This window comes from Streptomyces sp. NPDC031111, from assembly GCF_055570675.1.
Map to the genome: position 1 here is coordinate 22,011 of NZ_JBVIGS010000013.1, position 12,102 is coordinate 34,112.

Sequence of the window (12,102 nt, forward strand, 5' to 3'; positions counted from 1 at the left end):
GATGACCGACACGCCCCACCGCCCCGGCGACATCCCGCCCCCCGAGGCGCACCGTGCCACCCCCGGCCTCCGGGGCGACACCGCCGACCCGGGCGCCCGTGCTCCCGGTGCGGAAGCCACGCCCACCGCTCCCGACGGCGAGCGCAGCCCTCTGGTCGGGGAGCATCCGCAGCCCGGCGACAGCCCGGCCGCCGCGACCGGAGCGCCCTACGAAGGTGACCGGACCCCCACTCCCCGGCTCCTGCCGCACGACGACACCGACCAGCTCACGGCGGAGTTGCGGCACGCCGTGGCCGGTTTCGTCGACGCGCCGCGGGACGCCGTACGGGAGGCCGATCATGTGCTGGAGGAGCTCACCGCGCGCTTCACGGACGCGGTGACCGAGCGGCGCCGCACCCTGCGCCGGTCCTGGCAGACCGCCGACACGGGGGAGAGCGGGACCGTGGCCGCGACCGACACCGAGCAACTGCGGCTCGCCCTGCGGGACTACCGCGAACTGGCGGAACGGCTGCTACGCGTCTGACCCGCCCGCCGCCGCCCGGCGCTCCCGCCACCGCCGTACGACGTCCTCGACGTCGTACGGCTTCTTGCCCAGCGGGGGGCCGGGCGGCGGCTTGAACATCATCTCGCGGATCCTCGCGTTGATCTCCGTGAGGATCTTCCGGACCATCCGCTCCGAGGGGGCCGCGAGGGCGGCCTCGAGCGCGTCCTCGGCCTCCTTGCGCAGGGCCAGGGCCGGCGGCAGCACCGACAGGCCCTCACGGGCCATCTTGCGCTTCACCCACCACAGTTCGTCGTACGTGTTCTCCACGTCGGGCGGGAGCGGGCGGCCCACCCCCGGCAACCGTTCGAATTCCCCGCGTGCGTCGGCGTCTCTGATCTGTTTGTCGACCCAGGACTCGAAGTCGACGCCAGGTGGCTTTCGCTCGGTCATGAGGCCATTGTGCCGGACGCCGTCGAGCCGGGCGTTTTATCATTCGGCGGCAGTTGGGCCGGGCCTCTCCGGCCCGCCAGGACGTCTCAGGAGGAGCACACGTGCTCGAACTCACCATGGCCGCGGTGTCCGCGGCGGAAGCGGGCGCCACGGCCGGCATGCTCATGGCCGACGCGCCCAGCGAGCCGGGCACCGTGCTGCGGGTGGGCCGCGACAAGGCGGTGTGCCGGCTCTCCACGCCGGACGACTGGCTGTTCGTCTCGCGGGTCCATCTGGAGTTCACCTGCGCGCAGGACGGGACCTGGCAGCTGACCTGGCTGCGCGGCTCCCTGCCCGAGCCGTCCTCCGAGGTCCGGCTCACCATCGGTGAGTACGCCCACCCGGTCACCTACGGCGGCAGCGTGCCGCTGCCCCGGGGCGGCAGCGGCGAGGTCGTCATCCAGGACCGCACCGCCCCGCGCAGCGTCAACGTCGGCTTCTACCACGAGGTGTGAGACACGCGGCCCGCGTCACGCGAGCACCCGGGCCAGCGCGAAACCGTCGTAGTCCTTGGCGCCCACGGTCTGGATCGCCGTGCCGCTCAGCCGGGGGTGGCCGCCGATCAGGTCGAGGGCGGCGCGGGTGCCCACCACGTCCGGGTCGGTGTTGTCCGGATCGGCCACCCGGCCGCCCCGCACCACGTTGTCGAGGATGATCAGGCTGCCCGTGCTGGTCAGCCTGAGCGCCCACTCCATGTAGTGCGGGTTGTTGACCTTGTCGGCGTCGATGAAGACCAGGTCGAACGGCGGCGGGTTCTCGTCGGCCAGCCGGGGCAGCGACTCCAGCGCCGCGCCCACCCGCACCTCGACCTGCTTCTCGAGCCCCGCGCGGGCGATGTTGCGGACGGCGACCTCGGCGTGCCCGGGGTCGTACTCCAGGGTGATCAGCCGCCCGTCGGCCGGGAGGGCGCGGCCCAGCCAGATGGTGCTGTAGCCGCCGAGCGTGCCGATCTCCAGGATGTTCCTGGCCCCCTGCACCTGTGCGAGGAGCTGGAGCAGCTTGCCCTGGAGCGCCGAGACGGCGATCCGCGGGAGGCCGGCCGCGTCGCTGTCGCGCAGCGCGGCCTCCAGGGCGTCGTCGGGGGCATCGGGCAGGAGGCGGGCGGTGAAGTAGTCGTCCACTTCGCGCCAGAGCTGCGACTCGCTCATGCACCTGTACCTTCCGTACGGCTGGTTAGCCTGTCTAACTAATGCCGTCACCGAAGATACGCCGTGCGTCCGCCGCCCGTCAGGCGTTCTCCCGGTGTGTCCCGGCCTCCAGCGACGGCGGGGAACCCGGCAGCGGGCGGCCCGCCGACTCGGCCATGCGCCACACCGCGAAACCGCCGATCACGGCCGCCGCCATCATGTAGTAGGCGGGCATCATCATGTCGCCGGTCGCGCCGATCAGGGCCGTGACCACCAGCGGGGTCGTGCCGCCGAACAGCGACACCGAGACGTTGAAGCCGATCGACAGCGAGCCGTAGCGCACCCGCGTGGGGAACAGCGCGGGCAGCGCGGAGGGCATGGCCGCGGTGAAGCAGACCAGGAGCAGACCGAGCGCGCCCATGCCGACGGCGACCGCGAGCAGGCCGCCGTCGCGGATCAGCAGCAGCGCCGGCACCGACAGCACCAGGAAACCGGCACAGCCGGCCGCGATCACCGGACGGCGGCCGACCCGGTCGGTCAGCAGGCCGGCGAACGGCTGGACGATCATCATCAGCACCATCACGCCGAGGACCACGACCAGGCCGTGCGTCTCGTCGTAGCCCAGCTCACTGGTGAGGTAGCTCGGCATGTACGACAGCAGCATGTAGTCGGTGACGTTGAAGACCAGCACCAGGCCCACGCACAGCAGCAGCGCACGCCACTGGCCGGCCACCATCTCCCGCAGCGCCACCTTCGGGCGGCTGCTCTCGGCCTTCTCCACCTCGGCGGCGAACGCCGGGGTCTCCTCCAGGCGCATCCGCAGATAGAGGCCGATGATGCCCATCGGGCCCGCGATCAGGAACGGGATCCGCCAGCCCCAGGACAGCAGGTCGTCGGTGGAGAGCAGCGCCGTCATCAGCGTGACCAGGCCCGCGCCGGCGATGTACCCGGCGAGCGTGCCGAACTCCAGCCAGCTGCCGAGGAAGCCGCGCCGCCTGTCGGGGGCGTACTCGGCGATGAAGGTGGACGCGCCGGCGTACTCGCCGCCGGTGGAGAAGCCCTGCACCAGCCGGGCCGCCAGCAGCAGGATCGGGGCGCCGACGCCGATCGCGGCGTACGACGGGATCAGGCCGATGGCGAAGGTGCCCGCCGCCATCATGATCATGGTGAGGGCGAGGACCTTCTGCCGCCCCACGCGGTCGCCGAGCGGGCCGAAGACCATGCCGCCGAGCGGACGGACCAGGAAGGCCGCGGCGAAGGCGCCGAACGTGGACAGCAGCTGGGCGGTGGGATTGCCCGAGGGGAAGAAGACCTTGCCCAGCGTGACCGCGATGTAGCTGTAGACACCGAAGTCGAACCACTCCATCGCGTTGCCGAGCGCGGCCGCCTTCACGGCGCGCCGGACGAGGGCGGGGTCGGTGACGGTCGGGGCGGGGGTGTGCGCGGCGCCGGACTTCTGCGGGGCCTGCTGGGCGGACGGGTGAGCGGCGACCTGGGCAGTCGTCAAGACTTCGCTCGCCTACCTTTCGACGGGAACAGGGGCGGGTCCGCGCGGCGGCGCTGTCGGGCGGGCCGAAGTAGGCGACGATAGGCGCCTTTGGTCCCGTTACGGGCGGTACGGATTTAGCTGCACAGTGCACCTGAATGGGGGATGTGCAGGCACGCAGCGCCGCCGTCGAGCGCCCCGGCCCGCCCTCCACTGTGATCCTTCTCGCGTCCACCGGAGGCAACCACGACCCGTCCGGCCCATCGTCATCCGGACAAAAGCCGGGGGGCTGTCAGGTGAAGCGGGGGTTGCGTGCGTCCCTGTCCAGGGGGATGCGAGCCTCATAGGGTTCGCAGAGGGCACTTCCACGCTCACACAGCGTGGGACGGACGGGGCGGGAGGCCGACGAGGCGTGGCGAATGCGGAGCACAACGGGCGACCGGCGGAGGGATTCGGGGCGACCGCGGTCGGCGGCACCCAGGCGCGGCTGCGCATGATGCGCCTCGGACTCTGGCTGGTCGCCGCCGTCCTCGCCGTACGACAGGTCGCCGTCGTCCTCACCACCCCGCGCGGGGAACGGCTGACCGACCTGGAGACCTGGGTGGGCCCCGAGGGCGTGCTCCACGTCAGCGGATCCCTCTACGACTCCACCCAGTACACCGGCACACCCTTCAGCGGGCTCGTCCTCAAACCCCTCACCCGTTCGGCGGAACAGGCGCTCGGCTGGGGCTGGACCTTCGGCACCCTGCTGCTGGTCGTCGCCCTCGGCGTGATCGCCGTACGCGCCCTGCCCCAGCCGATCGGCCGGCGCACCGCGCTGCTCGCCGCCCCGGTCGCCGTCAGCCTGCTCATGCTGTCCCTGCCGGTGCGCAACACCCTCTGGCTCGGCCAGACCAGCATCATCCCGGTCCTGCTGGTCCTGCTGGGCTGCTTCGTCGCCCACGGCCAGCGCGTCAGCGGCGTCCTGATCGGCGTCGCCGCCGCACTCCAGCCCACCCTGCTCCTCTTCGCCCCGCTGCTGTGGTTCACCGGCCGCCGCCGGGCCGCCACCGCCTCCGGCGTCACCTTCGCCGCGGCCACCGCCCTCGCCTGGGCCGCGATGCCGCACGACTCCTACACCTACTGGGTCCACCACATGGCCGGCGTCGGCCTCGGCGGACCCGCCGACGACCTCGCCAACCAGTCCCTGCACGGCGCCCTGCTCCGCCTTGGCCTCGAAGGCCCCCTGGAGATCGGCCTCTTCCTGCTGCTCGGCGCCGCCGTCGTGGCCGTCGCCCTGCGCCGCGCCGTCCGCTACGCCCACGACGGGCAGCTGCTGCTCGCGGTCTCCGTCACCGGCTGCGCCGCCATAGTGGTCGCCCCGACGGCCTGGCAGCACCAGCTGCTGTGGGTGCTGCTCACGATGGTCGGCCGGGTGGGCAGACGGGCGCGCGACCGCCTGGTGTGGCCCGTCGCCGTCGTCCTGGTGATGACGCTGCCCACCAAGATGCTGCTGCCGAACATGGCGTTCCTCCACCCGGTGCGCGACAACGTCGTCCTCCTCGCCGCCCTGGCCGCCGCCACCGCCGTCCCGTTCCTCTCCCGCACCTCGACGCACTTCCGCACGCCGGTCCCGACCGAGTACGCCGAGCCGGTCCCGGCCCGCTTCGCGTTCGTCCCGCTGCTGCCCTTCCTGCGGCGCGTCCTGCTCCGCCCGAACCTCCTGCTCGAACTGCTGCTGATCCGCGTCACCTACGCGGCGTACGCCAAGGTCCGGCTCGCCGCGACCGGCGGCAGCAACTCGGCGGGCCGCGCCCGCGCCGAGGAGCACGGACAGCAGATCCTCGACCTCGAACGCCTGCTCCACATGGACATCGAGCACGCGGTCAACCACGCCGTGGTGAAGATCGGCTGGCTGCGGGAGTTCTTCGACTTCTACTACACGTCGTTCCACTTCGTCGTCCCGCTGACCGTCCTCGGCCTGCTCTACTGGCGCCGCCCCGTCGACTACCGCTGGGCCCGCTCGGCCCTCGGCTTCGCCACCCTCCTCGCCCTGGTCGGCTTCTGGCTCTACCCGCTTGCCCCGCCCCGCCTGATGCCGGACCTCGGCATCATCGACACGGTCCACGGCGTCCAGGACTTCTCCCAGCCGGACTACGGCACCCTCACCGCCCTCACCAACCAGTACGCGGCGATGCCGTCGCTGCACTTCGGCTGGTCCCTGTGGTGCGGACTGGTGATCGCGATCATCGCGCCGAGGATGTGGATGAAGGCGCTCGGCCTGCTGCACCCCCTGTTCACGGCAGCCGCGATCGTGGCCACCGGCAACCACTGGATCCTGGACGCGGCCGGCGGCGCGGTCGTCGTCGGCGCCGGCTTCGGACTGACGTACCTGCTCCAGGGCCCGCGCGCCCGTACGGTCACGCCCGCCGCCGGGATCAGCAGCGAGCCGTCGGTGCCGGAGAAGGACCGTACTCCGAGCTGATCCGGTACTCGCCCGGCGCGGACACGGTGAGCCGGGTGAACTCGCCGTTCCGGCTCAGACACCCGCCGGCGTCGCTGCGCAGCCACGGCGAGTACGCCACCCGCACGGTCACCGCACCCGGACGGGACACCCGGAGCACCAGCTCGGCACCGGTGGTGCGGACGACCGTCCCGGGCGCGGAGACCAGCGGCACGGCGTCCCGGACGCGGAACACCTGCCAGTGGGCGTCGCGCCAGACGGGGAGCAGCCAGTCGGGGCGGGTGCGGCTGTCCCGGATCAGCCGGGCCTCCTCCCGGGCGAACCCGTCGGGCAGGCCGTTCGTCGGCAGGACGACGAACCCGACCGCCCACCGGTCCAGCCACTCCCGGTAGGACGCGGCGGAGAAGGACCCGTCGTAGAACAGCCGCGCCCGCTCCATGTCGAGCTGCCGGTTCCAGCCGCGCGCGAGGTGGACGTGAGGTGCCAGCGCGGAGGCCTCGCGGTGGTTGCGGGCGGGCACGACCTCGACGCGGGCCGTGTCCGCACCGAGCCGTTCGAGGGCCTCGACCACGCCCTGGGTCTGCGCCGCCCAGGCCGGGACGGTCGTGGAGACCCGCAGATCGTCGGCGGTCTTCTTGCCGAGCCAGCCGACGGAGAGGACGAGGGCGGCGACGAGCAGACCGCGCCGCAGGGCGCGGAGCCGGGGCTGCGCGAGCAGCGCGGCGAGGAGGGCGACGGGAGCGGCGTACTCGGCGAACCGCTCGACGTTCGTGCCGATCGGGGAGGGGACGAGATACACGAGGACGGTCCCGGCCGCGTAGACGACGCCGCTCCACCGGGCCACACGCCAGGCGGGCGGGGAGAGCACGGCGACGGCCACCCCGAGGACCACGGGCGGCCAGATGCGCGCGGCCGGCATGAGCTGCTCCCCTTGGTAGGGGAACAGCAGACCGGTCGCCCCGACGACGAGGCCGGGCGGGAGGAGCAGGGCGAGGGCGCGGCCGGGCTGCCGTTCGAGTGCGTACGCGCCGCCGACGACGGCGAGGAACAACCCGGCGACCGGGGACGCCATGGTGGCGAGGGCGGCGTAGGCACCGGAGAGGACGAGACGTTTCTCCCGGCCGAGGAAGAGGAACGCGGCGAGCCCGAAGGCGACCCCGAGGGCGAAGGTCGTCCGCCCGGAGGCGACGTTGCACCAGAGGGCGAGCGAGGCGAGGAGCGCGGGCGCGAGGGGTCTTCGCCGCTGGACCCGCCGAATGAGCACGGCCGCGATCCAGGTGGCGGCGATCCCGGAGGCGACGGTGAGCGTCCGCACCCCCAGGGCCGCCATCAAGTAGGGGGAGACGAGGCTGTAGTTGGCGGTGTGCATCCCGCCGTACCAGAAGAGGTTGTACGCCGAACTCCCGTGCCGTGCGGCGAAGCCGGCCCACGCGTCCTGAGCGGCGAGATCACCACCGCCGGTGGCGAGGAACGCCCACCACAGCGCGTAGAGGGGGAGGGCGGGGAGGGTGGCGAGCAGAGGGACGCGATGGCGTCGGCAAAAGGCGCGGAGGGGGTGACTCCGCTCAAGGGCCGGGTCCGCGCGCCGGGTCAGGGTGAGGTCGGCAGGGGGCACGATCTCGTAGACGTGGAAACGGTGTTGGGGCGTTGACCGGCGGCGCGCCTACGGCGGGGGCATGGCGAAGGCGGCGGCCCCGGGGGATCGGAGGGCCGCCGCCTTCGGTACAGGGGGCTGTCAGTACCAGCCGTTGGACTGCCAGAAGTCCCAGGCGCCGCAGGGGCTGCCGTAGCGGTCCTTCATGTAGTCCAGGCCCCACTCGATCTGCGTGGCGGGGTTGGTCCTCCAGTCGGAGCCGGCCGAGGCCATCTTGGAGGCGGGCAGGGCCTGCACCAGGCCGTAGGCGCCGCTGGAGGCGTTGGTGGCGCTGGGGTTCCAGTTGCTCTCGTGCTGGACGATCTTCGAGAAGCACTGGTACTGCGCCGAGTTGCCGATCATCTTCTTCGCGGTCGCCTGGGCCGAGGTGGCCGTCCCCGTGGTCGCGGCCTGCGCGGGTGCGGCGGCGATGAGGGTGCCGCAGGTGGCGGCGGCGAGTGCGGCGCCGGCGAGGGCCTTCTTCGGCGTGGCGACGGAGCGGAGGAGGGAAGCGGCGGACACGTGCGGCCTTTCGGTCGGAAGCGGGGCGGTCGCTGCGGGCCCCGTGTCGCGTACGGACGGGACATGCGTCGGCGCCGCGGCCCGTGGGGGCACGTCGGCGCCTGGCGACCGCTCCACGGAAACAAATCCCGGGATTGCCCGCAAAGGTCCCTTTTACTAAGCCCGGTCGCAGCCGGGGCGCCGTGCACGTGCACGGCGTCGACCGTCGGGGACGGGGGCAACGCCCGGTCGCCGGGCCCGACTACGGCCCCGCTTCGTATGTGACCGGGGCCATGTGGGGTGCTTCACCCTCTCGGGCGCGGTGCGTGGAGCGCCGCCTACTCCGGGTGAGCCGTGAAGGTGACCGGCGCCTCGAAGGCCGCCCGGCGTGTGGCGCGGCGGAGGGCCTTGAGGACCGGGGTGCCGAGGACGAGGGTCAGGGCGACGGTGACCAGGGCCCTGCCCAGGTCCCAGCCGAGGGACGTGGCCAGGCAGTACGCCAGGAAGCGGGCCAGGTTCGCGGGGACCGACGCGTCCGGGTCGAAGGAGATGTTCGACGCGAGGGTGCCCATGAAGGGCCAGCCCGCCATGTTCATCACCGTGCCGTAGGCGAAGGCCGCCAGGAAGCCGTAGACCGCGAGCAGCCAGAGCTCCGCGCGGCCCCGCAGCCGGTCGGCGCCCGGCAGGAACCCCGCGCCCATGGTGAACCAGCCCATCGCCAGCATCTGGAACGGCAGCCAGGGGCCGACACCGCCGGTGAGCAGGGCGGACGCGAACATCGTCACCGAACCGAGGACGAAGCCGAACCCCGGCCCGAGGACCCGGCCGCTCAGGACCATCAGGAAGAACATGGGTTCCAGGCCCGCCGTGCCCGCGCCGATGGGGCGCAGCGCCGCGCCCGTCGCCGCCAGGACGCCGAGCATCGCCACGGCCTTGGGCCCGAGGCCCGACTCGGAGATCGTCGCCGCGACCACCGCCACCAGGAGCACCAGGAGGCCCGCGAAGAGCCAGGGGGCGTCCTGGGCGTGGGCGTTCAGGGCGGAGTCGGGCGGGGCGAGGAAGGGCCAGCCGAACCCGGCCGCGCCCACCGCGCTGACCAGGGCGAGAGCCAGCCAGGAGCGCGGGCCCAGGCGGATGGCCCGGGCCTGGCGGTCCGTCCGCTCCGTGACCGTCATCGCAGTGCCTCCCGGACCTGGGAGACCGTGAGCCAGTGCTGCGGGGCGAGGATCTTCGCCACCTGCGGGGCGAAGGACGGGGACGCCACGACCACCTCCGCCGACGGGCCGTCCGCGATCACCTCGCCCTCGGCGAGCAGCACCACCCGGTGGGCGAGCTCCGCCGCCAGTTCCACGTCGTGCGTGGCCATGACGATCGCGTGGCCCTCCCCGGCCAGCCCGCGCAGGATCGTCACCAGGCGGGCCTTCGCCGCGTAGTCCAGGCCGCGCGTCGGCTCGTCGAGGAGGAGCAGGGGCGGGCGGGCGGTGAGGACCACCGCGAGGGCCAGGGTCAGGCGCTGGCCCTCGGACAGATCGCGGGGGTGGGTGTCGTCGGCCACCGAGGGGAGGAGCTCGGTGAGGAGGGCGCGGCAGGTGCCGGCGGGTGCTTCCGCGTCCCGGTCGGCGGCCGCGCACTCCGCCGCGACCGTGTCCGCGTAGAGCAGGTCGCGGGGCTCCTGGGGGACCAGACCGACCCGGCGGACCAGATCGCGGGGGCGGGTGCGGTGGGGGACCGCGTCGCCGGTGCGGACCGAGCCCGAGGACGGGGCGACCAGGCCCACCAGCGCGCTGAGCAGCGTCGACTTGCCCGCGCCGTTGCGGCCCATGAGGGCGATCGTCTCGCCGGGGGTGACCGTCAGATCGACCTCGCGCAGGGCCTGGACGCGGTCGCGGCGGACGGCGAGGGAGCGGACCTCGGCCACGGGGGCGGGGGCGGGGGCGGAGGTGTCGTCGTTGGGCTTTGCGCGCTTGAACAGGCGTCGGGTGGGGGCGGGTGGTGCGGGCGCGCGGTCGGCCGGCCGGGGCTGGTGGTCGGCCAGGCGGTCGCGCAGCGCACCCGCCTTGCGGCGGGCGTCGCGGACCGTCAGGGGGAGGGGGGACCAGCCGGCCAGGCGGCCCAGGCCGACCACCGGGGGGTGGACGGGGGAGACCGCCATGACCTCCGCCGGGGTGCCGAGCCAGGGGCGCTCGCCGCGGCCCGGCAGCAGCGCCACCTGGTCGGCGTACTGGACGACGCGTTCCAGGCGGTGCTCGGCCATGAGGACCGTGGTGCCCAGGTCGTGCACCAGGCGTTGGAGGACCGCCAGGACCTCCTCGGCCGCCGCCGGGTCGAGCGCGGACGTCGGTTCGTCCAGGACCAGAACCTGGGGATGGGGGGTGAGGACGGAGCCGATGGCGACCCGCTGCTGCTGGCCGCCGGAGAGGGTCGAGATGGGGCGGTCGCGGAGACCCGCGAGGCCCAGGAGGTCCAGGGTCTCCTCCACCCTGCGGCGCATCACGTCCGGCGCCAGGCCCAACGACTCCATGCCGTAGGCGAGTTCGTCCTCCACCGTGTCCGTCACGAAGTGGGACAGGGGGTCCTGGCCCACCGTCCCCACGACATCGGCGAGTTCGCGCGGCTTGTGGGTGCGCGTGTCGCGGCCCGCGACCGTGACCCTGCCGTGCAGGGTGCCGCCGGTGAAGTGCGGGACCAGGCCGCTCACCGCGCCCAGCACGGTCGACTTGCCGACGCCGGACGGGCCGACGAGGAGCACCAGTTCGCCCTCGGGGACCTCGAAGTCGACGCCGTGGACGGCCGGTTCCGCCGTTCCGTCGTACGTCACCGACACGTTCTCGAAGCGGATCACGTCGTCGGCTCCTTGCGGGTGTCCGTGGCCGCCTCGGGGGCGGGGGTGATGAAGGCGGGGAGCAGGCCGATGAGAACGGCCGCCGCCGGCCAGAGAGGGAGGGTGGGCGCGACGAGCGGCACCACGCCGGGGTGCAGGGCCGCGGGGTCGCGGGAGGCGGCGAGGGTCAGGAGCGCGGCCACGGCGACCCCGGACGCGGTGACCAGCCAGGCCCGGGTGTCCCAGCGGTCGGGGCGGTAGCGGGTGCGCAGGGTGCGGCGACCACCGAGCCACAGGCCCGCGAGGGCGGCGGCCAGGCCGACGAGGAGGACGGGGAGACCGTACGTGCCGCCCTCGGCGGTGAGCAGTCCGTACGTTCCCGCGCAGACGCCGAGCAGACCGCCGAGGGTGAGGGCGGCGGTGGTGCGGCGGACGGCGGGCGGGACCTGGGCCGTACGGCCGTATCCGCGGGCGTCCATCGCGGCGGCGAGGGCGACGGAGCGCTCCAACGCGCCCTCCAGGACCGGGAGTCCCACGTGCAGGAGTCCGCGTACGCCCTTGTCGGGTCGGCCGCGCAGGCGGCGGGCGGCGCGGAGGCGCTGGACGTCGGCGATGAGGTTGGGGGCGAAGGTCAGGGCCACGACCACCGCCACGCCGAGTTCGTACAGGGCGCCGGGGAGGGACTTGAGGAGGCGGGAGGGGTTGGCCAGGGCGTTCGCCGCGCCCACGCAGATGAGGAGGGTGGCCAGGCGGAGGGCGTCGTACAGGGCGAAGGTGAGGGCCTCCGCGGTGACCCTGCCGCCGAGGCGGATGCCCTGCGCCCAGTCGGGGAGGGGGATTTCGGGGAGGTCCACGATCACGTGCGTGCCGGGGATGGGGGAGCCGAGGATCACCGCGAAGGCGAGACGGATGAGGAGGACCGCGGCGGCGAGCTTGACGAAGGCGCCGTAGGAGCGGGACCAGGGGGTGTGGGGGCGGCGGGTGGCCACGACGTAGGCGGAGGTGGCGATGAGGAGGGTGAGGAGGAGGGGGTTGGTGGTGCGGGTGGCGGCGGTGCCGAGGGCTAGGGCCCAGAGCCACCAGGCGCCGGGGTGGAGTTGGGGTTGGCGCTGGGCGGG

At 73.5% G+C, this 12,102-nt stretch carries 10 protein-coding genes and 1 pseudogene; 3 read left to right on the top strand and 8 right to left on the bottom strand.

Translation table 11 applies throughout. The features are described from left to right. Position 1: 1 nt before the first annotated feature. The gene (locus tag ACZ470_RS25505; RefSeq protein ID WP_468430774.1) at positions 2-523 is read left to right on the top strand and encodes a hypothetical protein; all 522 of its coding nucleotides are present in this window, start codon (positions 2-4) and stop codon (positions 521-523) included. Here ACZ470_RS25505 and ACZ470_RS25510 read toward each other — a convergent pair. Further along, positions 512-934, bottom strand: coding sequence for a DnaJ family domain-containing protein (locus ACZ470_RS25510; RefSeq protein WP_468430775.1), 423 nt, complete (start codon positions 932-934; stop codon positions 512-514). The genes ACZ470_RS25505 and ACZ470_RS25510 overlap by 12 nt on opposite strands. Positions 935-1,035: 101 nt before the next feature. On the opposite strand from ACZ470_RS25510, the gene ACZ470_RS25515 reads away from it, so the two are divergent. Then, positions 1,036-1,428 carry an FHA domain-containing protein gene (locus ACZ470_RS25515; RefSeq protein ID WP_468430777.1) on the top strand — a complete coding sequence of 131 codons (393 nt, stop codon included), beginning with the start codon at positions 1,036-1,038 and terminating at the stop codon, positions 1,426-1,428. A 15-nt stretch (positions 1,429-1,443) separates the two neighbouring features. Here the strand turns inward: ACZ470_RS25515 and ACZ470_RS25520 are convergent, their stop codons facing one another. Next, on the bottom strand, positions 1,444-2,121 hold the full coding sequence (locus ACZ470_RS25520; protein WP_468430778.1) for an O-methyltransferase: 678 nt from the start codon (positions 2,119-2,121) through the stop codon (positions 1,444-1,446). Between the two features lie 79 nt (positions 2,122-2,200). Beyond that, positions 2,201-3,607, bottom strand: a complete 1,407-nt coding sequence (proP, locus tag ACZ470_RS25525; RefSeq protein WP_468430780.1) for a glycine betaine/L-proline transporter ProP — start codon at positions 3,605-3,607, stop codon at positions 2,201-2,203. 391 nt (positions 3,608-3,998) lie between these two features. Between proP and ACZ470_RS25530 the strand changes: the two genes are divergently transcribed. Then, positions 3,999-6,050 (top strand): bifunctional glycosyltransferase 87/phosphatase PAP2 family protein, encoded by a 2,052-nt coding sequence (locus ACZ470_RS25530; RefSeq protein ID WP_468430782.1) that lies wholly within the window; start codon positions 3,999-4,001, stop codon positions 6,048-6,050. Here ACZ470_RS25530 and ACZ470_RS25535 read toward each other — a convergent pair. The 5 genes and pseudogenes from ACZ470_RS25535 to ACZ470_RS25555 all read right to left on the bottom strand — a co-directional run. Then, entirely contained in the window at positions 6,004-7,644 is a 1,641-nt protein-coding gene (locus tag ACZ470_RS25535; RefSeq protein WP_468430783.1) for a hypothetical protein, read from the bottom strand. The genes ACZ470_RS25530 and ACZ470_RS25535 overlap by 47 nt on opposite strands. Positions 7,645-7,764: 120 nt before the next feature. Beyond that, complete coding sequence (locus tag ACZ470_RS25540) at positions 7,765-8,184, bottom strand: lytic transglycosylase domain-containing protein (RefSeq protein WP_468430785.1); 420 nt, start codon at positions 8,182-8,184, stop codon at positions 7,765-7,767. Positions 8,185-8,501: 317 nt separating this feature from the next. Continuing rightward, positions 8,502-9,338: an ECF transporter S component gene (locus ACZ470_RS25545; RefSeq protein ID WP_468430787.1), complete on the bottom strand. Its 837-nt coding sequence runs from the start codon at positions 9,336-9,338 to the stop codon at positions 8,502-8,504. After that, positions 9,335-11,005, bottom strand: coding sequence for an ABC transporter ATP-binding protein (locus ACZ470_RS25550; RefSeq protein ID WP_468430789.1), 1,671 nt, complete (start codon positions 11,003-11,005; stop codon positions 9,335-9,337). The genes ACZ470_RS25545 and ACZ470_RS25550 overlap by 4 nt, the downstream gene beginning before the upstream one ends. Then, positions 11,002-12,093 (bottom strand): annotated as a pseudogene (locus ACZ470_RS25555) (energy-coupling factor transporter transmembrane component T); the annotation flags it as partial. The gene ACZ470_RS25550 and the pseudogene ACZ470_RS25555, both read right to left, overlap by 4 nt. Between the last annotated feature and the right edge of the window lie 9 nt (positions 12,094-12,102).

Coding starts and splice junctions, on each gene's coding strand:
- ACZ470_RS25505 (WP_468430774.1), top strand. CDS start 2: ATGACCGACACGCCCCACCGCCCCGGCGACATCCCGCCCCCCGAGGCG.
- ACZ470_RS25510 (WP_468430775.1), bottom strand. CDS start 934: ATGACCGAGCGAAAGCCACCTGGCGTCGACTTCGAGTCCTGGGTCGAC.
- ACZ470_RS25520 (WP_468430778.1), bottom strand. CDS start 2,121: ATGAGCGAGTCGCAGCTCTGGCGCGAAGTGGACGACTACTTCACCGCC.
- ACZ470_RS25545 (WP_468430787.1), bottom strand. CDS start 9,338: ATGACGGTCACGGAGCGGACGGACCGCCAGGCCCGGGCCATCCGCCTG.